This window comes from Solibacillus daqui (assembly GCF_028747805.1).
Lineage (GTDB): Bacteria > Bacillota > Bacilli > Bacillales_A > Planococcaceae > Solibacillus > Solibacillus daqui.
Genome location: NZ_CP114887.1, coordinates 3,877,487 through 3,897,628 on the forward strand (window position 1 = coordinate 3,877,487; position 20,142 = coordinate 3,897,628).

Consider the following 20,142-nt stretch of genomic DNA (forward strand, 5'->3'; position numbering starts at 1 on the left):
GAATTCTATATGTATAAAAATAACATAATGCTAATTTAAATACAAAATAACCCATTTCAATGAATATCTGAAGCAAAAAATACATTACTTAATGACATATATAAAGGCGGTGGTTTCGAGCATATAGCAACTGAACTGATTATTTTAATGACATGTGGTATTTATTATAGTATTCGTGGAATGTATAGTGGCGTTATATCAGAAGAGGTTGAAATATATGATGCCAACAGCAAATATCGCTATAGCACAAAAACAGTCGTAATTGGCATCCTTTGTGGTGTCGTAATCGCGCTAGCTATGGCATTAAATAGTGCCATCAACTACACAGACAATAATGCACAGGCTATTGAGTATTTCTTTATGGTGTTTTTAATTTCATTAGTAATCTATGCACCATTTTTAGCCCTATTTTTATTTATTAGCTATCAATCCGCCGTTAATAAAAGTAAGCAAATTAATGCTAAAATGCTAGAAGATAATGAAGATGAGTGGTGAGATGAAATGAAAAATGTACGTTTAAAAATGGCTCGCATTGAGATGGACTTGTCACAAGAGGAACTGGCTAAAAAAGTTGGGGTTACGCGCCAAACAATCGGCTTAATCGAGCTTGGCAAATACAATCCGACACTCAGTGTATGTATCGCGATTTGTAAAACGTTAAATAAAACACTCGATGAATTATTTTGGGCATAGTAAAAAAAACAGTCTATCATTACTTTTAGATAGGCTGATTTTTGTTTACATTTTATTACATAAATATTAAAATTGAATAACTTTATAAAAAAATCAAAAGGAGAAATATATATGGCATCTATTCAGCTTATCCACCCTAGCTTAGCTTACGAGTCTCAACTTATTGCTTATAAAAATGAATTTCCTTATAACCCAAGCGGTATTGAGGGCAGTTCACAAATTGCTTTTGCCGAAAGTATAGAACAATGGCTTGATCAAATTGAAAAAAATCGCCATTGGGAAACTGTTCAAAATGGTTATATGCCTGCAGAGCAATATATTGCGATAGACAACAATGACAACGTAGTCGGCATGCTTAACTTCCGTAAAGAGCTCAATGATTATTTGCTTAATTATATCGGGCATATCGGATACTCCGTTGCCCCAAGCAAACGTCGTCAAGGACTCGCAACAGAAATGTTAAAGCTGGCATTAGAAGAAGCCAAAAATTTCGGCTTACAAAAAGTCCTCGTTACATGTACAGATGATAATATTGCTTCCTACAAAGTAATTGAGAACAATGGCGGTTTATTAGAAGACAAACGCGTTGATCCAGGTGATCAAAAATTAACACGAAGATATTGGATTACATTGTAAAACGGAAAAATCCGCGCATATAACCATCTTCAATTGCGCGGATTTAATGTAATATCATTTATTCACCTATAAGCTTCATACGATACAATCGGTCATCTCCCGTAGCTGGTTGCCCACGTCCATCGGTATTATTCGTAATAAAGTACAGCATATCCTCTTCAATCCATACGTCACGAATCCGGCCAACATCATTGACAACTTCATGCACTTCATCTGTTTTTAAATCAAAAGCTAGTAGTGCTGTTCCTCTTAGAGCTGCCACATAAAGTACATCACGATCATAAGCCATACCCGACGGCGCCCAAGTACTGTCCTTCCCTGATGTGAATAATGGCTGCATCATTTCATCTTGCTTTTCTATTCCTTCAATAATGGGCCAGCCATAATTTTTGCCCACCTTAATTTCATTTACTTATTATTCGCGCTTTGTCCATGCCCCGTTGCATACATTACTCCCTCAGTCGACCAAACGAGTCCTTGCGGGTTGCGATGCCCATAACTGTATACATATGAGTTTTTAAATGGATTATCGTCTGGAATCGGGCCATCTAAATTCATACGCAAAATCTTCCCAGCAAGATTCTCTTTATTTTGCGTAAGCTCAGGATTGGATGCATCCCCTGCTGTTACATATAGCTTATTATCTGGCCCAATTTTCAAGCGCCCCCCGTGATGATATATTCCACTGGGAATCCCATCTATTAGTGTCTTTCGCTCATACCAAACTTCATCATCAAGCTGCAACAATACTACACGGTTCAACTGTTTATCGGCCATTTCATATGTGTAATACGCAAATGCTACATTGGAATTTGAAAAATTCGGTGCTAACACAAAGCCAAGTAACCCAGCCTCTGCAGCAGTAGAAAGCGTTTGTTCAAGCTTCACATTCTAACGCGACATAGAATCAGCCTCAATTTTTACAATCGCTCCTGTACGCTCGGTTATATAAAAGGTTTCTTTATGCTTTTCAATTGCCCACGGAGCCTTTAGGTTTTCTGCGATTACTTCGACAGCAGTTAGGTTATTTGGCTGTTCTGCTTCCTCTACTATTTGTTCCTTACCATTTGTTTTACATCCCGTGACTAATAAAATAAGCAGTGTAATTCTTAACAAATGATTTTTCAAAAGCAGTCCTCCAACTAACATCATTTTATTACTTAGCTTAGTATTGGTTTTTACCTGTTCAAATGCTTCTTTCTACCGCTAATCATTACTGCATTATGCAAGAAGGGGTCAAACGAGATTCCCTATTGATCCATGGTCGATTTGTAAATGAAATTTATATGAGCCTGCTTCTTTAACAGAAAAAAAGAACGAAAGTAGCCCCTTTATGACTGCTTTCGTTCTTTAATTTAATTCACTTATTTACCGAGCTACACTCTATAGTCAAACTTAATTAGTTACATTGTTAATGCAATTATCTATCTATAAATTCCCTTATTATAAAAAAAAAGCGTGTAGCAATCGCTACACGCTTATGAATGACCCGTACGGGATTCGAACCCGTGTTACCGCCGTGAAAGGGCGGTGTCTTAACCACTTGACCAACGGGCCATGGCTCCGAAGGCAGGACTCGAACCTGCGACCTGCCGGTTAACAGCCGGATGCTCTACCAACTGAGCTACTTCGGAATAATACTTTGGTGGGCCTAAATGGACTCGAACCATCGACCTCACGCTTATCAGGCGTGCGCTCTAACCAGCTGAGCTATAGGCCCTCTAAAAAACTGGAGCGGGTGATCGGAATCGAACCGACAACATCAGCTTGGAAGGCTGAGGTTTTACCACTAAACTACACCCGCATATGGTGGGTTTGGACGGAATCGAACCGCCGACACTTAGAGCTTCAATCTAATGCTCTACCAACTGAGCTACAAACCCACAAATGGCGGTCCCGACCGGGATCGAACCGGCGATCTCCTGCGTGACAGGCAGGCATGTTAACCGCTACACCACGGGACCATTTGGTTGCGGGGACAGGACTTGAACCTGCGACCTTCGGGTTATGAGCCCGACGAGCTACCACTGCTCCACCCCGCGATAATAAGAAACATATTTTGTTATAGTTCTCTCGAGTTCTATTTTGTTGGTATCTACTTCGTACCTCAGTAGCTACTAATCACTACACTATTTGGTTGCGGGGACAGGACTTGAACCTGTGACCTTCGGGTTATGAGCCCGACGAGCTACCACTGCTCCACCCCGCGATAATAGGAATTTAACTATTCAATTAAAATGGAGGAGGTAGAGGGATTCGAACCCCCGCGCGGTGTTACCCGCCTGTCGGTTTTCAAGACCGATCCCTTCAGCCAGACTTGGGTATACCTCCGACATATTAAAATGGCTACCGAGGGAGTCGAACCCACGACCTTTCGGGTATGAACCGAATGCTCTAGCCAGCTGAGCTAGGTAGCCATGATTGTTATTAAAATAAATGGTGGAGCCTAGCGGGATCGAACCGCTGACCTCCTGCGTGCAAGGCAGGCGCTCTCCCAGCTGAGCTAAGGCCCCATTGTAATGGTCGGAATGACAGGATTCGAACCTACGACCCCTTGGTCCCAAACCAAGTGCTCTACCAAGCTGAGCTACATTCCGATCTGTCATTTGAAAAATATATATGGCGCGCCCGACAGGAGTCGAACCCATAACCTTTTGATCCGTAGTCAAACGCTCTATCCAATTGAGCTACGGGCGCTAAAATTTTTTTATTTAAAAAAATGGTGCCGAGGGCCGGAATCGAACCGGCACGGTGATCACTCACCGCAGGATTTTAAGTCCTGTGCGTCTGCCAGTTCCGCCACCCCGGCATTTTGGAGCGGAAGACGAGGTTCGAACTCGCGACCCCCACCTTGGCAAGGTGGTGTTCTACCACTGAACTACTTCCGCAAAATGCTTAGAATTTTTTATTCTGACAGTATTTGAAATTTATAAAACTGGTGAGCCATGAAGGACTCGAACCTTCGACCCTCTGATTAAAAGTCAGATGCTCTACCGACTGAGCTAATGGCTCCTTATTAAAAGAGAATGGCTGGGGTACCTGGATTCGAACCAGGGCATGACGGAATCAAAATCCGTTGCCTTACCGCTTGGCTATACCCCAAAGATTTCAATTTTGTTTAAATGGGGCGACTGATGGGAATCGAACCCACGAATGCCTGAACCACAATCAGGTGCGTTAACCACTTCGCCACAACCGCCATTATAAATATTTTGTTTAATTAATTGGCAGGGGCAGTAGGAATCGAACCCACACTGACGGTTTTGGAGACCGTAGTTCTACCTTTAAACTATGCCCCTAAAAATAAAAATGGTGGAGGGGGACGGATTCGAACCGCCGAACCCTAAGGAGCGGATTTACAGTCCGCCGCGTTTAGCCACTTCGCTACCCCTCCGACATAAAATACTTATTGAAGCATTAAAAAAATAAGCGAAGCGACGTCCTACTCTCACAGGGGGAAACCCCCAACTACCATCGGCGCTAAAGAGCTTAACTTCTGTGTTCGGTATGGGAACAGGTGTGACCTCTTTGCCATCATCACTTCACTTATTAAATTGAAAGATTGTTCTTTCAAAACTGGATAAACGGTTCATTGATTTTCGTAAACATGTGGTTAAGTCCTCGACCGATTAGTATTCGTCAGCTACATGTGTCGCCACACTTCCACCTCGAACCTATCTACCTGATCGTCTTTCAGGGGTCTTACTTACTTGCGTAATGGGAAATCTCATCTTGAGGGGGCTTCATGCTTAGATGCTTTCAGCACTTATCCCGTCCACACATAGCTACCCAGCGATGCCTTTGGCAAGACAACTGGTACACCAGCGGTGTGTCCATCCCGGTCCTCTCGTACTAAGGACAGCTCCTCTCAAATTTCCTACGCCCACGACGGATAGGGACCGAACTGTCTCACGACGTTCTGAACCCAGCTCGCGTACCGCTTTAATGGGCGAACAGCCCAACCCTTGGGACCGACTACAGCCCCAGGATGCGATGAGCCGACATCGAGGTGCCAAACCTCCCCGTCGATGTGGACTCTTGGGGGAGATAAGCCTGTTATCCCCGGGGTAGCTTTTATCCGTTGAGCGATGGCCCTTCCATGCGGAACCACCGGATCACTAAGCCCGTCTTTCGACCCTGCTCGACTTGTAGGTCTCGCAGTCAAGCTCCCTTATGCCTTTACACTCTACGAATGATTTCCAACCATTCTGAGGGAACCTTTGGGCGCCTCCGTTACCTTTTAGGAGGCGACCGCCCCAGTCAAACTGTCCGCCTGACACTGTCTCCTACCCCGCTAAGGGGCATGGGTTAGAAGTTCAATACAACCAGGGTAGTATCCCACCGACGCCTCCTTCGAAGCTGGCGCTCCGAGATCTCTGGCTCCTACCTATCCTGTACAAGTTGTACCAAAATTCAATATCAAGCTACAGTAAAGCTCCACGGGGTCTTTCCGTCCTGTCGCGGGTAACCTGCATCTTCACAGGTACTATAATTTCACCGAGTCTCTCGTTGAGACAGTGCCCAGATCGTTACGCCTTTCGTGCGGGTCGGAACTTACCCGACAAGGAATTTCGCTACCTTAGGACCGTTATAGTTACGGCCGCCGTTTACTGGGGCTTCAATTCGCAGCTTCGCTTGCGCTAACCACTCCTCTTAACCTTCCAGCACCGGGCAGGCGTCAGCCCCTATACGTCACCTTACGGTTTTGCAGAGACCTGTGTTTTTGCTAAACAGTCGCCTGGGCCTATTCACTGCGGCTCTCTCGGGCTATACACCCTACCAGAGCACCCCTTCTCCCGAAGTTACGGGGTCATTTTGCCGAGTTCCTTAACGAGAGTTCTCTCGCACACCTTAGGATTCTCTCCTCGACTACCTGTGTCGGTTTGCGGTACGGGTACCTCCCACCTCGATAGAGGCTTTTCTTGGCAGTGTGAGATCAGGAACTTCCTCCATACGGAGTCGTCATCACAGCTCAATGTTAAAGTACGCGGATTTGCCTACGCACACACCTTACTGCTTGAACAGAGACAACCAACGCTCTGCTTACCCTACCCTACTGCGTCCCCCCATTTCTCAAACGGTGGGGAGGTAGTACAGGAATATCAACCTGTTATCCATCGCCTACGCCTATCGGCCTCGGCTTAGGTCCCGACTAACCCTGAGCGGACGAGCCTTCCTCAGGAAACCTTAGTCATACGGTGCATGGGATTCTCACCCATGTTTCGCTACTCATACCGGCATTCTCACTTCTAAGCGCTCCACCAGTCCTTCCGGTCTGACTTCAACGCCCTTAGAACGCTCTCCTACCACGCATACCAATGGTATGCATCCACAGCTTCGGTGAATCGTTTAGCCCCGATACATTTTCGGCGCAGCGTCACTCGACCAGTGAGCTATTACGCACTCTTTAAATGATGGCTGCTTCTAAGCCAACATCCTGGTTGTCTAAGCAACGCCACATCCTTTTCCACTTAACGATTACTTTGGGACCTTAGCTGGTGGTCTGGGCTGTTTCCCTTTTGACTACGGATCTTATCACTCGCAGTCTGACTCCCGTGTATAAATATCCGGCATTCGGAGTTTGTCTGAATTCGGTAAAGCGAGATGCCCCCTAGTCCAAACAGTGCTCTACCTCCGGTATTCTCAATCACGAGGCTAGCCCTAAAGCTATTTCGGAGAGAACCAGCTATCTCCAAGTTCGATTGGAATTTCTCCGCTACCCACACCTCATCCCCGCACTTTTCAACGTGCGTGGGTTCGGACCTCCAGTAAGTGTTACCTCACCTTCATCCTGGACATGGGTAGATCACCTGGTTTCGGGTCTACGACCACGTACTAATTCGCCCTATTCAGACTCGCTTTCGCTGCGGCTCCGTCTTATCAACTTAACCTCGCACGTAATCGTAACTCGCCGGTTCATTCTACAAAAGGCACGCTATCACCCATTAACGGGCTCTAACTACTTGTAGGCACACGGTTTCAGGATCTATTTCACTCCCCTTCCGGGGTGCTTTTCACCTTTCCCTCACGGTACTGGTTCACTATCGGTCACTAGGTAGTATTTAGCCTTGGGAGATGGTCCTCCCAGATTCCGACGGAATTTCACGTGTTCCGCCGTACTCAGGATCCACTCTGGAGGGACTGAACTTTTGACTACAGGGCTTTTACCTTGTTTCGCGGACCTTTCCAAGTCGCTTCGTCTAATCCAATCTTTTGTAACTCCGTATAGAGTGTCCTACAACCCCAAAGAGCAAGCTCTTTGGTTTGGGCTCTTCCCGTTTCGCTCGCCGCTACTCAGGGAATCGAATTTTCTTTCTGTTCCTGCAGGTACTTAGATGTTTCAGTTCCCTGCGTCTGTCCTCATCACGCTATGTATTCACGTGTAGATACTATCCGATTAAAGATAGTGGGTTCCCCCATTCGGAAATCCCCGGATCAAAGCTTACTTACAGCTCCCCGAGGCATATCGGTGTTAGTGCCGTCCTTCATCGACTCCTAGTGCCAAGGCATCCACCGTGCGCCCTTATTAACTTAACCAAAAGTTAAACTTACTTAAAAAGTAAGATTTTAAGGATATTGCACGATCAATTTCTTGATCTATGTTTGTTTATTACTTATCAATGTCGTTTTATCCAGTTTTCAAAGAACAATACAGCGAACTTCAATCACATCGTGACTAAGCTTCACTGAATTTGCTTCATGCAGTCTTGCGACAAAAGCGCTAGCGACAGGAGCAAATATTTTTTTGAAGTGTTCCATTCAATTAAGAATGAACCTTCAAAACTGAACAGCAACCGTTAATGTTTCATTCCCTAGGAATGAATTCCGAAAATATCCTTAGAAAGGAGGTGATCCAGCCGCACCTTCCGATACGGCTACCTTGTTACGACTTCACCCCAATCATCTATCCCACCTTCGGCGGCTGGCTCCATAAAGGTTACCTCACCGACTTCGGGTGTTACAAACTCTCGTGGTGTGACGGGCGGTGTGTACAAGGCCCGGGAACGTATTCACCGCGGCATGCTGATCCGCGATTACTAGCGATTCCGGCTTCATGTAGGCGAGTTGCAGCCTACAATCCGAACTGAGAACGGTTTTATCGGATTAGCTCCCCCTCGCGGGTTGGCAACCGTTTGTACCGTCCATTGTAGCACGTGTGTAGCCCAGGTCATAAGGGGCATGATGATTTGACGTCATCCCCACCTTCCTCCGGTTTATCACCGGCAGTCTCCTTAGAGTGCCCAACTAAATGATGGCAACTAAGAACAAGGGTTGCGCTCGTTGCGGGACTTAACCCAACATCTCACGACACGAGCTGACGACAACCATGCACCACCTGTCACCGTTGTCCCCGAAGGGAAAACTGTATCTCTACAGTGGTCAATGGGATGTCAAGACCTGGTAAGGTTCTTCGCGTTGCTTCGAATTAAACCACATGCTCCACCGCTTGTGCGGGCCCCCGTCAATTCCTTTGAGTTTCAGTCTTGCGACCGTACTCCCCAGGCGGAGTGCTTAATGCGTTAGCTGCAGCACTGAGGGGCGGAAACCCCCCAACACTTAGCACTCATCGTTTACGGCGTGGACTACCAGGGTATCTAATCCTGTTTGCTCCCCACGCTTTCGCGCCTCAGTGTCAGTTACAGACCAGAAAGTCGCCTTCGCCACTGGTGTTCCTCCAAATCTCTACGCATTTCACCGCTACACTTGGAATTCCACTTTCCTCTTCTGCACTCAAGTTCCCCAGTTTCCAATGACCCTCCCCGGTTGAGCCGGGGGCTTTCACATCAGACTTAAGGAACCACCTGCGCGCGCTTTACGCCCAATAATTCCGGACAACGCTTGCCACCTACGTATTACCGCGGCTGCTGGCACGTAGTTAGCCGTGGCTTTCTAACAAGGTACCGTCAAGGTAGCGCCAGTTACTACGCTACTTGTTCTTCCCTTGCAACAGAGTTTTACGAACCGAAATCCTTCTTCACTCACGCGGCGTTGCTCCATCAGACTTTCGTCCATTGTGGAAGATTCCCTACTGCTGCCTCCCGTAGGAGTCTGGGCCGTGTCTCAGTCCCAGTGTGGCCGATCACCCTCTCAGGTCGGCTACGCATCGTCGCCTTGGTGAGCCGTTACCTCACCAACTAGCTAATGCGCCGCGGGTCCATCCTATAGTGATAGCCGAAACCATCTTTCAACTTCCAACCATGTGGTTCAAAGTATTATCCGGTATTAGCTCCGGTTTCCCGAAGTTATCCCAGTCTATAGGGTAGGTTACCCACGTGTTACTCACCCGTCCGCCGCTAACGTCATTGGAGCAAGCTCCAAATCCATTCGCTCGACTTGCATGTATTAGGCACGCCGCCAGCGTTCGTCCTGAGCCAGGATCAAACTCTCCATAAAAGTAGTTTGAAAGCTCATTTGCTTTGCTAGCGATTCTAACAATTAAGTTAGAAATCATTTTTGCTTCATTTAAGAAGCTATATTCATTAACGTTGCTTGTTCAGTTTTCAAGGTTCATGTTGTTTCGATGTCGTTTTAGCGACTTCTCTAATTTAACATTTTCAAACTTCATTGTCAATAACTTTTTCACAAAAGTTTTTCAAGCAATTTCAGTAGTTGATTATGTTGTTTCGAGTACGTTTTAGCGACTCTTAATATACTACAATACTATTTACCGAACCGTCAACAACTTTTTTAAAAAAGTTTTTAACTAGTTTAATATCATAACTGAAATATTTAAATATCCTGAGTTTCTACTATAAGAATATACGATTAATAAAAAAACTTAAAGATGCCTTCATGAAATGTAAATTACATCTGCTTTATCTAGTTGATTATTAAATTGTAGTTCGATTTCAGCTTATACAGATGTTCATTTTCGCAAAAATTTAAAATTAGTAGCTCACAATAATCAGCTAAAATAATAGATTTATAATAACCGCGCTAGGTTTTTAAAATTATTATCCATTCACTAGTAATTGCATAATTACCTTTTGATCTTCATTGTAATCATGCTGAATTTGAGCGATTTCATCATAACCCTTCCATGCAATTTCTACAATTGTTTGATCAGGATCGTGATAGGTGATTTCACCGTCAATAATTTCACACAGAAAATATTGCGTCGTAACTTTATAGTTCTCGATAATCGTCTTTTTTATATGTAACGGTTGAATGATTCGAGCCTTGTAGCCGGTTTCCTCCCAAATTTCACGAATACACGCTTGCCTGGCGCTCTCACCATGTTCAATGCCACCAGAAGGAACACCCCAGCTGTTTGTATCCTTTCCACGCACCATAAGTACTTTGTTATCTTTAATAATAATGGCTGACGCACCGTTCCAAATTTTATAATCCATTTGTTTGTCCTTTCTCATTTTGATAAAAACTATTTTATTTGAGGTGTGTTCAACTGCTGGATTTCATTCAATATGAAATTAATAATTGTCTCCACACTTACATTCTCTGTATCAATCTCTGGGCCAAAGTTATATTTCTCATAGGCCTCTAAACATTTATCTGTTTGATGGAAGCACCAATTGCCCTCCTGCTCCCCACGCTCCTTAAGTCTTTTATGAATTGTTTCCTTACTGGCTGTTAAACAAAAATGATAGGTTTGTTCGTCTATGCTTTTGAGGCCGTTATAAATATACTCAAAATACTCTGGCTTTCGGATGGTCATGGGTACAATTAAATGCAGCTGATAGTGCTCAACTAAGCGCTTTGCCACCTCTACTGTTAGCTCTTTCCATAGTACAAAATCCTGAAAGTCTCCTGTCGTTGCTTCTGCACGCTTAATATCATTTGGGAGAACATGTCTCAGCATTCCCCCAACCATCTCAGGGTCATAAATCATACTGTTCGCCAATTTTTCGTGCAGTGCCTGTGCAGTAGTTGTTTTCCCAACACCAAAAGCGCCGTTTATCATAATAATCATGTATTTAGCTCCTTTTTCATTAAATATAGTTCACTTACAATAGCATCTATTATCGGATCTAATGGGTTTATGATCCCCACGCCTACTTTTTTCGAAGCATCTACCATCGATAACTGGGCTACTGAAATGTTCATTTTTTCTTTATTCATCGTATTTATATATTCATAAATAGCATCATCATATTGTGACTTGTGGCCCTTCATGATTAAGCCAAACGTATTTTCAATGACTATTGCTTCTACATCAATATTTTTTTGATGATCGTGCGCATATTGATGAAGACGTGCCAACGTACCCTTTACTGTAGCAGGGTTTGTAAATAGCATAACTTGTGGACTTTGGATATTACAGATGCATTCAAAGTACGGTTCATCGATTTTCATAATTGGGATAGATACCGTATGTTCTTGTAAAATAGCAATATAATTCGTACACGTAATTAAAATGGCATCGACATGACAGCTAGCAATCCATTCTAATTGCTCATTCACCTTATGTTTCGCATCTTCAACTGTGAATGCTCTATTTGTAGTAACTTGATGCATTAATGCTGGGTCAACAAAATGCACGAGCTCCACGTCATATGAGGAAAGCGCATTTTCGATATAAGCAATGTTGGAATGATGTGCATGTAAACAGGCTAATGTTTTTTTCATATAATTTCCGACCTCATAAAATATATCGTAATGATTTTTTATTGCCCAAACTTGATGTTCATGAACTAGTTTTGTCATCGCTAACGTGGGATCTAGCCAGATTAGGGAATGATCTTCCTCCAAAGGTCCGCTAATAATAGAGCTAGCCTTTTCTTCATTATCGGAAATTATTGGTATTTATTTAATTTCACTACTTGCTAATACATGAAAAAGGCAAAGAGCCCCCTCAGCTCTTTGCCTTTTTCATGTTTATTTCAACCAATATTTTAAAATTAATCGCCAATCACTTTCAATATGACTTAATTCAAATGATTGAAGTGGATATGGTAAAAATGTTGGTGCGGATAGGTTGCGGGTTGTTCCATCTAAAAAAATCGGATACAATTCATCCGGTCCTGAAATAACCGCTACATCTATCAGTTCTTCTTTTACCACTTTTGACTTTGATTCAGCCTTTAAATTTACGGTCTGGATGCGTGGTGTTGTAGGTTGTTCCGTTTCTTCAAGTTCCTCGCTACCCTTCGAATCCATCGTTAGTGCCTCATGTTGATTTAACCTTGATTTATAGACAAAGTATTTTTCAACAGGCTGTAGCAATGTATTACCATTTCCATCAAGCATATAAATATACTGCGCTTTGTCGTCATCCTCATTTTCGATTTGAACAAGCCATTCGTTATCTACACCCAAGCTATGTGTTTCTTCGTTAACTGTTATATCCGCAGTAGCTAATGTCCCTATAGGCGTATCGGAAATATCCTCACTTAATTGGATACTTACCTCATATACTGTTTCGTTAACATTTATTTTTTCGTGCTTTTTCATTTCTTGAAAGCCAATGGACTCAAGAGCTGGAATTTGTTGCTTTTCAATTACGTTTCCATCTATCGTTAATTCATTATCTTGCCCTTTGAATAATGTTATTTTAGCCATTTGATCGATTTCGACTTCTTGCCATTGCTTTGGTGTTACATAAGTAACTAGCTTCTTATCAGTAGATTGTATATTGAAGATAATCGAATCTCCTTCTAACACAATTTCCTTCACGATGCCGTCAACAGGAGACGTTAACATATTATTTTCACTCAATTGGGTAATACGACTAGACAATAATTCCATTTGTCGCTCCGTTTCAGCTATAGCACGTTGAATAATTGCAATACCCTCGACTGTTGGTGTACCTTGTTCAATCCCTAACTCAATCGATAAAGTCAGATTCAAGATGTCTTCAACACGCGTCGTATTCGAATCGGTTGCAGAAGTTGAATTCGTCTCTGTACTAACTATTTCTAGCTGTGAAACAACACTATTTAACTCTTCTAACTCGGTCTCATAGGCAGCAAGGTCCGATTCTAGTCGAGCAATTTCTTTTTCCGTTTCTTCTAACTTGAAGAGCACCAATTCGCCAAGCACATCTACCGTTTGCCCTTCCGTTACGAGCACCTCATCAATCGCTTGAACAGGTGCTGCGATAAATTGCTCATTGCTTGAAGTTACAATAGCGTCTGTTGAGAGAATTTTCTCATGATCTTTTGTTACTGCAAAGTGTGCGTCATTAATATAGTATTTCTTTAGAATAATGTCGTTCTCTCTCAATAGTAGATAAGCATTCACTAATACTACTATCGCAATAATTGCGCCTGTGATTTTCACTTTTTTCGACACATACATTACTTACCTAGCCACCCTTCGATCCATGTAGCCATTGGTAAAATGCTAATAAGGGCCACAATTGCTGCTATTATAACTTGAAGAAGAATTAGTTTAATAAGCAGTACTTTTTTGCGATTTTCCCATTGTGCTAAGAATGTATATTGAATCCATACAGTTACAACGGACGCAACAGTGATCTGATTAAGAAAATAAAGCAAATAATCCTGATAATATACATACGATACCATTGGAGCAACTGAGAAAAATGTAAACGGCGTCGCAAAACCAACCGCTGCAAAAATAATCACCGTAATAAGCTTTTCAACAATAATAATAGGAATCACATAAAGCTGTACCTTTTGAATCCAACGATATGGAATATTACTCGTAAAAGCATATAAAATGCCCGGAATAAAATAATAATAGAATAGGAAATATAGTAACCCTGTCAAAATAGCGCCTATTAATGATATAAGCCGCGCAAAACGGTACTGATCATAGTCGCCATTTACGAGCAAATACGTCAGTTGCGTTGTGTTCATACCCCAAATATCACGTACAATAAAATATGCAAGGGTAAACCCTAAAATAATCGTTACCCACTTTGTATAACCTTTTAACTTCCCATTCTCGCTATTTTCTAAACTATGTGTAAGGCGAGAAGGTTGGGAAAGCTGTTGCCAGTAATGAAACTCACTCATATTCTCACCTCGATTTTAGATTTAACCCCAATACTAGATTTCTATAACTTTAGGAGTTTTTATTTATCGCTATTCTATTAAATATGTTTTCTATTATACACTCTTTTTTGATCTTAATTGTTTCAAGTGAATATTTAAATATTTTTACTAATTCTATAGTAAATAACGCGAGCTCTAGTGGTAAATTCCCTTTATTCCTTCTACGATTAACCCTGCAAACTCATAGAATAAAGAGGCTGGAACACAACTCTTTTTTTTGAATAATGGCGAAAAAGAATATTAATATTTTGTCTAATCAGATTGAATTTCCCATCTTAAAGCAAAAAAAATGTTAGACCAATAATATCTTGGTCTAACATCTTCAATTTTTGTCCCAGTCTCTTTGTTTTTAGGTTATATGCTTCAAACTAAAATAATCAATCTTTTTTAACCATCGTTATAAACTCCGTACCACCCGTGCTGAAGTTTTTTTCTGCAACAAAACCTAGCTTTTTATATAAATGAATGGCTCTTTCATTAAACGTTGCCACCGTTAATCGAATTGTAGGGTTATTAGGTTGCTGTCGAATAAATTGAATAACATGCGTACAAAATTCAAAACCATTTCCTTTACCTACTAGGGTCGGATTCATACCAACCCCCATATCAACTAAATCTTCAGTGTACACACCAAACTGATTACCTGCAGGGACTTTAGCATTGACTCCAATACAAAAGAAGCCAATTAACACATTGCTGCCATCAACAATCGTATAATATGAACCGTCGAGCATTTCTTTCATCGCATCCTCTGTTTGCTCATTATTGTAAAAATCATACGGCTTATCGTATTGCCAACCCAAAATATCAGTAGCCATCGCTTCATTCATCTGTCGCACAAACAATTGCATTTTGTTCACCCCATGAATTCTCAAATTTTGATAAAAGTAATCCCCTCCAATCATACAGTAATTTCCTTAAAAGTAAAAAAACGAAACAGGCTGTTTGCGCTGCTTCGTTATCAAATGTTATTTAGCTAATGCGTTTTTAATATGCGCCAAGTGGTGTTCCTCATGCCACGCGAGTTTGGCTACCTTTGTTGCAACTTTAATTTCACCGTTCACTTGATGCGTGAACACGCGATTTAATTGCTCTTCTGTTAAATGCTCTCCCAATTCAACAATGCGTTCGTTAATGCCCTCTAGCATTTTAAGCGAGCTTTCTACTGGAAGTTTTGTATCTGGTTGAATCGCCCACTGTTCTTCACCAAAAGCAGGTACAGTTGGATTATTATCTGTTAAGGCCAGCTTTAAGCGTTGGTACATATTGAGCTGTGAATCAGCAATATGATGCACCAATTGACGCACATTCCAGCTACCATCCCGATACGTTTTGTTTAAATCATCTTCACTTAAACCATCTACCGTTTCACGTAAGCGCTGTGTATAAGTCTTGGTTTGTTTTAACCATTCTTGAACATTTTCAAGCGTTACATGTTCAGGCACTAGCAATTGACCAATTGGGTATTTTACGTCCATTTACATCTTCCTTCCTTTTTGTATTCAAGTTAACTATATCGAATTGGATTCATTAATGCATGTTTTTAATCCAACTATTCAACGTCGCGAAAAGAGGCTCGGACAATCTTTAATTATAAATATCACCATATTAAGGTATTGCATGTTAATCTATACCGCCACCTTTAACTGCATAAAAAAAGGAACTGTAATTACAGCTCCTCTTTAATGGAATACTTAGATACCTTTGGATGTTTTAATTAATTTGTATTTAAAAAAGTCGGTGCATCATCTACATTTTTTAACCATCGATGTTCTAGACCATCCATTCTATCTTTAATCCATACATCTCCCTTGTTTTCTTTCTCAGATTTTCGATACCATGTAATCGTTGAACCAACCACTTGAGGAGAATTGTCAAGTTGATTGTTCTTCGGAAAGGTCAGCTGCTTTTGTTCTCCTGTTTGAATATTTATTACGTATAGCGCTGTAAACATCGTTGGAACTGGGCCCTCGTTCCATTTTTTGTTTTCTTTTGCCCGTGCAACAATTATTTCATTCGCAGAAAGCCATTCCAAATCAAGGTCAACATATCCTTTTGGTGTGTATTCTTTAGGTTTTTTTAATTCAGGAATATCGGCAATAGCAGTATTTTTGTTTTCGACATAAAATCTCCCTTCACCCGATATGAATGCTAATTGATTTTTCGTAGGAGCCCACTTGATCCAATTTCCCCTCCCAAGCATTTTCCCTATTACTTGAAAGTTGTCTCCTGTTGATGAAAGCACAGATAGCGTATTACTATCAGCAGACCAAGACGCAGTAGGAGTTAATAAGAAGCTAACCCAACTACCATCAGAACTCCATTTAAAATATTCTGCATCAATTGCAAATAAGTCAGTTGTATTTGTTTGAACGGTATAAAAAGGCTTTATTTTATTCGAATCAAGATTTGCATCTACGGGCACTTTAAATAGACGCACCGGTTCCCATCCAGTAGGTAGCAAATTCGATTGAGATGAAACAATAAACTCTTTTCCGTTTGGGAACCATTCAAAATCACTAACACCTAGAGATACATTTCCGAAACCTTGTGGTCGACCATTTTTTGTTTGTGTAACGTTTAGGACACCACCTGAAGTGTAAGCTAGTTGATTGGATGTTGGAGACCATTTATAATTACTTGTTTCAATTGAAATATAGGGCAAATAGCTTTCCTTTTTCTTTACATCATAAATAAACAAATTGGTGTTCTCGCCATTTTTGTCACCTGCTGTATACGCGATAAATTGACCATCTTTTGACCACTGCGGATTGAAAACATACGTACCTTTTGTAAGTTGCGTTTCTTTATTGCCCTCTTTCATCCAAAGCTGATGATCCCGTATAAAGGCCGCTTTAAGTGGAATTTCAGCTGAAGTACTTGTTGTAAAGATAAAATTAAAACTAACAAATAGTAGAACTAATAAAATCCTAATTGCCAAAAAGACACCTCCTAATAATAAGGTGTCCTCATGGAATATATATATTCATCCATCAAACATAGCAGTAGTTGGTACTATTGATTATTTTACATAACGGGGAACAATCGCTATTCCAAATTAATCATTAGCGTGAATACTTTTTAGTTCCACACCGCGACACGCGCCATGTTATTTTCCCGTCTTAAGCGGAACACGTAGTACATCATTGCGCTTATGAACTGTATAATTCGAAATGAAAATGTCGAGCTCGGTCTTGTCAAAATTCTCATACACGTCCATATTTTTATTATTATCATCTCCAAATATTCCTAACATAGCAGGCGTTCCATACTGCCGATCTTTACTGTCTAGATAATAGGTTTGAACGACTCCTCCGAATGTTGAGTCTGAGCTAAAGGATTCCACATAGAGATTATTGTCCTTCATATAATAAGTCCATGAAATCGGATACTCCCCAATGTGAGTAGTTAAGCTTTGAGGTTCGGCTGATATGCCAGTTAAGCGTATCGGATTTTGGTCGCCGCTAGCCTCATCTATACGGTGCTTGGCAATAAACGTCATGGGTTGGCTTTCCAAGTTCATCACATCAATTCCTGTAATTTCAAAACGCAGCTCCATCTTGTTAGGACTTCCTTGTACACTCCACACATGCCCAGTTAATAGAGTCCCTCCTATATCCAGTTGGTAGTCCCTATAAGGGAAAGTGTAATATCTGCCCCTACCTTCGATAATGAGGCGAACTTGAGTTGGTGTGACTATCATCTCATGAATTTTCCTCTCGCCAGGCACATCGATCAGAGGGATATTTAGCACCTCCTTAAATGATCCATTTTCCAAATGCTTTTTAGACAGAGCCAAATTTAAGTTCCAGATACCTTCAGTAGTTTCTAATGTTTGATCATAAGCTAACTGAAATTTGGTTCCTTCCTTACGTATAGCGTCAGATTTGTATATTTGGCGGTTTACTTCTTCTCCCGTCACCGTTCGAGTTCCGAAGACAGACGGTTCAGCTTCCTCAATAGATTTATTCATGTCATTAATAGCTTCAATGCGCACCCAACTTTTACCTACCATTTCAGGGTCTGTAAACGATACGGTTGATCGAAGCAATACTTTATCTTCCGGTTGTTCAAAAGTCTCCATCGTTATGCTGCCAATCCCGTCTTTCTGAATTTGAAACACTTGCTTATTGGGGTCTTTAGGATTGTAATTAATTGACTGATTCGCATCGCCAATGAACTTAATATTCTCTATAATAAACTCAACATCAGCCGTCTTCCCTTTCGCAACCCAATCAGTTTCAAAATAACCTTGGAACATACCGAGCTCATCATTCCACTTATGTGTATATCTTCCTTCTATTAAATTACCCTTATGATCTTTTAGTCCGATTTGTTCAAAGCTTACTTCCTTTTCAGCCCATGATGCGCTAGGTTTCAAACTATACAGTAGGACGGTTCTGTTATCGTCTAAAAACGCCTTATGCACAGTTAGCGTAACACCCTCCTTTGTAACGGATTGCTCGATTGTCTGACCTAGGCCTTGGTCTAATGCGGACTGAATACCTTCTCTATAAGAAAGGATGTTGGACCAATCATAAGTCAGCGCTCCATAAACCGGTGTAGCCAATAGCGCTACCGATAATCCTGCTATTAAAGCAAATCGTTTTCGTCTTCGAGGAAGCATTTCAACTGGTTTGCCTCCATTAGTCTTCAGTTCGTCCTGCTGGATATCACTCCACATTTGATCAAAATCAGGATAAGTTATATTTTTCGATTCTTTTATTTCATTTTTAATCTTGTTTTCAAAGCGTTCCAAAGTGATTCTCCCCCTTCAACCATGAGTTGTGATTGGATTCAAGCTTTTTACGCAAAATTTTCAATGCCTTGTGAAGCCTCGACTTCACTGTGCCTACAGGAATCTTTAAGATTCCAGAAATTTCCATCATCGACAGCTCGCCGATATAGCGAAGAGTAACAACTGCCATCAACTTCTCTGGAAGCTGCTTCAAAAGTTCCTCCCATTCCACAGTAGCTGTTTTTTCCAATAGAATAGTTTCTACCGATTTAACAGATGCTATGGTCTGTTCATGGGACCATTGAATCTGGTCCTTTTTTTCAAACTGGGTCTGATTCCTTTTAAGAAGATTTAAGCAATGATTCATCGTGATACGCATGATCCACGCACGCGTATGCTCTACGCTTCTCCAATTTTGGCGAAAAACAGTGACAAATACGTCATGGCAAACATCTTCTGAATCTTGTTTGTTCTTCAGCATGTAATAGCAAGTGCGGTACACATCTTTATTGTAAGCATCGAATAATTCTCGTTCTGTCAATTCGAGGCACTCCTTTCTTGGCGTTATACTTTATAAACAAATGACTCTTGGGAAAGGTTCACTTTTTTAAGTTACTGCAACACATTGCAAAAGGGATTCAGACGGAAGTACTTTTTGTGAACGATGTTACTTATGTAAAACCAATCAGATTGAAATACCATTTTCCGCTAGTTCTCTTCGTTACATTTATAATAACTCTACACTGCCACCATTTGGATAACTTGTTACACGCACAATTGCAACTACATACAAAATAAGAACCTATTGAACATTTATGTTAATATCACTATAAAGTTTGTGAAGAAATGTACCAAAATTAAAGGGGACTAAAAAATGTTAGATTCTTGAAGATGTGTGATAACGTATGATTTAAAAGTTGAAGGTAATATTGCAGCAAGTGCTCTTTGGTGTAATTAATGTTTTGGCAACTATGATATAGAAGCAGTACCCATTTTAAACAAGTTGAAAAGTGAATTAAGACAGTGGATACTAAAATATGGGAAATGGATTGATTGAGATAGTGATGAAATATTACCCGGTGGAGTATAACTGGA

The 20,142-nt window shown here is 41.3% G+C and carries 13 protein-coding genes, 20 tRNA genes, 3 rRNA genes and 1 pseudogene; 3 read left to right on the top strand and 34 right to left on the bottom strand.

The genetic code is table 11. The annotated features are described in order from the left end of the window. Positions 1 to 96: 96 nt before the first annotated feature. The 3 genes from O7776_RS19025 to O7776_RS19035 all read left to right on the top strand — a co-directional run bounded on the left by O7776_RS19025 (position 97) and on the right by O7776_RS19035 (position 1,329). A complete protein-coding gene (locus tag O7776_RS19025) occupies positions 97 to 495 on the top strand; it encodes a DUF6773 family protein (protein WP_337999476.1) in 399 nt (132 codons plus the stop codon). A 6-nt stretch (positions 496 to 501) separates the two neighbouring features. Next, on the top strand, positions 502 to 693 hold the full coding sequence (locus O7776_RS19030) for a helix-turn-helix transcriptional regulator (protein WP_274308480.1): 192 nt from the start codon (positions 502 to 504) through the stop codon (positions 691 to 693). A gap of 111 nt (positions 694 to 804) precedes the next feature. Continuing rightward, positions 805 to 1,329: a GNAT family N-acetyltransferase gene (locus O7776_RS19035; protein ID WP_274308481.1), complete on the top strand. Its 525-nt coding sequence runs from the start codon at positions 805 to 807 to the stop codon at positions 1,327 to 1,329. A 58-nt stretch (positions 1,330 to 1,387) separates the two neighbouring features. Here O7776_RS19035 and O7776_RS19040 read toward each other — a convergent pair. The 34 genes and pseudogenes from O7776_RS19040 to O7776_RS19205 all read right to left on the bottom strand — a co-directional run bounded on the left by O7776_RS19040 (position 1,388) and on the right by O7776_RS19205 (position 19,588). Further along, positions 1,388 to 2,457, bottom strand: a pseudogene (locus O7776_RS19040) (PQQ-dependent sugar dehydrogenase). 357 nt (positions 2,458 to 2,814) lie between these two features. Next, positions 2,815 to 2,886: transfer RNA gene (locus O7776_RS19045), tRNA-Glu, on the bottom strand. Between the two features lies 1 nt (position 2,887). After that, positions 2,888 to 2,963: transfer RNA gene (locus O7776_RS19050), tRNA-Asn, on the bottom strand. Positions 2,964 to 2,972: 9 nt separating this feature from the next. Further along, a tRNA-Ile gene (locus O7776_RS19055) sits at positions 2,973 to 3,049 on the bottom strand. Between the two features lie 10 nt (positions 3,050 to 3,059). Next, a tRNA-Gly gene (locus O7776_RS19060) sits at positions 3,060 to 3,133 on the bottom strand. A 3-nt stretch (positions 3,134 to 3,136) separates the two neighbouring features. Beyond that, positions 3,137 to 3,212 (bottom strand) — tRNA-Phe (locus O7776_RS19065). A 5-nt stretch (positions 3,213 to 3,217) separates the two neighbouring features. Beyond that, a tRNA-Asp gene (locus tag O7776_RS19070) sits at positions 3,218 to 3,293 on the bottom strand. Between the two features lie 3 nt (positions 3,294 to 3,296). Beyond that, positions 3,297 to 3,371 (bottom strand) — tRNA-Met (locus tag O7776_RS19075). Between the two features lie 92 nt (positions 3,372 to 3,463). After that, positions 3,464 to 3,538 (bottom strand) — tRNA-Met (locus tag O7776_RS19080). A gap of 29 nt (positions 3,539 to 3,567) precedes the next feature. Beyond that, a tRNA-Ser gene (locus O7776_RS19085) sits at positions 3,568 to 3,660 on the bottom strand. 12 nt (positions 3,661 to 3,672) lie between these two features. Continuing rightward, a tRNA-Met gene (locus O7776_RS19090) sits at positions 3,673 to 3,746 on the bottom strand. A 20-nt stretch (positions 3,747 to 3,766) separates the two neighbouring features. Beyond that, positions 3,767 to 3,842, bottom strand: a tRNA-Ala gene (locus O7776_RS19095). Between the two features lie 7 nt (positions 3,843 to 3,849). After that, positions 3,850 to 3,926 (bottom strand) — tRNA-Pro (locus O7776_RS19100). Positions 3,927 to 3,949: 23 nt separating this feature from the next. Continuing rightward, positions 3,950 to 4,026: transfer RNA gene (locus O7776_RS19105), tRNA-Arg, on the bottom strand. Between the two features lie 23 nt (positions 4,027 to 4,049). Then, positions 4,050 to 4,138: transfer RNA gene (locus tag O7776_RS19110), tRNA-Leu, on the bottom strand. A 4-nt stretch (positions 4,139 to 4,142) separates the two neighbouring features. Then, positions 4,143 to 4,217: transfer RNA gene (locus O7776_RS19115), tRNA-Gly, on the bottom strand. A 48-nt stretch (positions 4,218 to 4,265) separates the two neighbouring features. Beyond that, positions 4,266 to 4,341, bottom strand: a tRNA-Lys gene (locus tag O7776_RS19120). A 15-nt stretch (positions 4,342 to 4,356) separates the two neighbouring features. Next, a tRNA-Gln gene (locus O7776_RS19125) sits at positions 4,357 to 4,431 on the bottom strand. Positions 4,432 to 4,452: 21 nt separating this feature from the next. Further along, positions 4,453 to 4,528, bottom strand: a tRNA-His gene (locus tag O7776_RS19130). 26 nt (positions 4,529 to 4,554) lie between these two features. Further along, a tRNA-Trp gene (locus O7776_RS19135) sits at positions 4,555 to 4,628 on the bottom strand. Positions 4,629 to 4,639: 11 nt separating this feature from the next. After that, a tRNA-Tyr gene (locus O7776_RS19140) sits at positions 4,640 to 4,723 on the bottom strand. A gap of 35 nt (positions 4,724 to 4,758) precedes the next feature. Further along, positions 4,759 to 4,874 (bottom strand): 5S ribosomal RNA (rrf, locus tag O7776_RS19145). 64 nt (positions 4,875 to 4,938) lie between these two features. Beyond that, positions 4,939 to 7,866: ribosomal RNA gene (locus tag O7776_RS19150) — 23S ribosomal RNA — on the bottom strand. A 304-nt stretch (positions 7,867 to 8,170) separates the two neighbouring features. Continuing rightward, positions 8,171 to 9,723 (bottom strand): 16S ribosomal RNA (locus O7776_RS19155). The 16S, 23S and 5S rRNA genes sit together here with 20 tRNA genes alongside, the layout of an rRNA operon. 560 nt (positions 9,724 to 10,283) lie before the next feature. Beyond that, positions 10,284 to 10,682 carry an NUDIX hydrolase gene (locus O7776_RS19160; protein WP_274308482.1) on the bottom strand — a complete coding sequence of 133 codons (399 nt, stop codon included), beginning with the start codon at positions 10,680 to 10,682 and terminating at the stop codon, positions 10,284 to 10,286. A 29-nt stretch (positions 10,683 to 10,711) separates the two neighbouring features. Next, a complete protein-coding gene (locus O7776_RS19165) occupies positions 10,712 to 11,260 on the bottom strand; it encodes an AAA family ATPase (protein ID WP_274308483.1) in 549 nt (182 codons plus the stop codon). Further along, positions 11,257 to 11,916 (bottom strand): hypothetical protein, encoded by a 660-nt coding sequence (locus O7776_RS19170; RefSeq protein WP_274308484.1) that lies wholly within the window; start codon positions 11,914 to 11,916, stop codon positions 11,257 to 11,259. Before O7776_RS19170 ends, O7776_RS19165 begins: the two co-directional genes overlap by 4 nt. Before the next feature lie 249 nt (positions 11,917 to 12,165). Beyond that, positions 12,166 to 13,587 (bottom strand): HlyD family secretion protein, encoded by a 1,422-nt coding sequence (locus O7776_RS19175; protein ID WP_274308485.1) that lies wholly within the window; start codon positions 13,585 to 13,587, stop codon positions 12,166 to 12,168. Further along, entirely contained in the window at positions 13,587 to 14,270 is a 684-nt protein-coding gene (locus tag O7776_RS19180; RefSeq protein WP_274308486.1) for an amino acid transporter, read from the bottom strand. Before O7776_RS19180 ends, O7776_RS19175 begins: the two co-directional genes overlap by 1 nt. A gap of 416 nt (positions 14,271 to 14,686) precedes the next feature. Then, positions 14,687 to 15,160 carry a GNAT family N-acetyltransferase gene (locus tag O7776_RS19185; protein ID WP_274308487.1) on the bottom strand — a complete coding sequence of 158 codons (474 nt, stop codon included), beginning with the start codon at positions 15,158 to 15,160 and terminating at the stop codon, positions 14,687 to 14,689. 117 nt (positions 15,161 to 15,277) lie between these two features. Further along, positions 15,278 to 15,787: a YfiT family bacillithiol transferase gene (locus O7776_RS19190; protein WP_274308488.1), complete on the bottom strand. Its 510-nt coding sequence runs from the start codon at positions 15,785 to 15,787 to the stop codon at positions 15,278 to 15,280. 239 nt (positions 15,788 to 16,026) lie between these two features. Next, complete coding sequence (locus O7776_RS19195) at positions 16,027 to 17,250, bottom strand: translocation protein TolB (protein WP_274308489.1); 1,224 nt, start codon at positions 17,248 to 17,250, stop codon at positions 16,027 to 16,029. A 168-nt stretch (positions 17,251 to 17,418) separates the two neighbouring features. Continuing rightward, the gene (locus O7776_RS19200; RefSeq protein ID WP_274308490.1) at positions 17,419 to 19,068 is read right to left on the bottom strand and encodes a DUF4179 domain-containing protein; all 1,650 of its coding nucleotides are present in this window, start codon (positions 19,066 to 19,068) and stop codon (positions 17,419 to 17,421) included. Next, positions 19,055 to 19,588, bottom strand: a complete 534-nt coding sequence (locus O7776_RS19205) for an RNA polymerase sigma factor (RefSeq protein ID WP_274308491.1) — start codon at positions 19,586 to 19,588, stop codon at positions 19,055 to 19,057. The genes O7776_RS19200 and O7776_RS19205 overlap by 14 nt, the downstream gene beginning before the upstream one ends. Between the last annotated feature and the right edge of the window lie 554 nt (positions 19,589 to 20,142).

Coding starts and splice junctions, on each gene's coding strand:
- O7776_RS19030 (WP_274308480.1), top strand. CDS start 502: ATGAAAAATGTACGTTTAAAAATGGCTCGCATTGAGATGGACTTGTCA.
- O7776_RS19035 (WP_274308481.1), top strand. CDS start 805: ATGGCATCTATTCAGCTTATCCACCCTAGCTTAGCTTACGAGTCTCAA.
- O7776_RS19160 (WP_274308482.1), bottom strand. CDS start 10,682: ATGGATTATAAAATTTGGAACGGTGCGTCAGCCATTATTATTAAAGAT.
- O7776_RS19165 (WP_274308483.1), bottom strand. CDS start 11,260: ATGATTATTATGATAAACGGCGCTTTTGGTGTTGGGAAAACAACTACT.
- O7776_RS19170 (WP_274308484.1), bottom strand. CDS start 11,916: ATGAAAAAAACATTAGCCTGTTTACATGCACATCATTCCAACATTGCT.
- O7776_RS19175 (WP_274308485.1), bottom strand. CDS start 13,587: ATGTATGTGTCGAAAAAAGTGAAAATCACAGGCGCAATTATTGCGATA.
- O7776_RS19180 (WP_274308486.1), bottom strand. CDS start 14,270: ATGAGTGAGTTTCATTACTGGCAACAGCTTTCCCAACCTTCTCGCCTT.
- O7776_RS19185 (WP_274308487.1), bottom strand. CDS start 15,160: ATGCAATTGTTTGTGCGACAGATGAATGAAGCGATGGCTACTGATATT.
- O7776_RS19190 (WP_274308488.1), bottom strand. CDS start 15,787: ATGGACGTAAAATACCCAATTGGTCAATTGCTAGTGCCTGAACATGTA.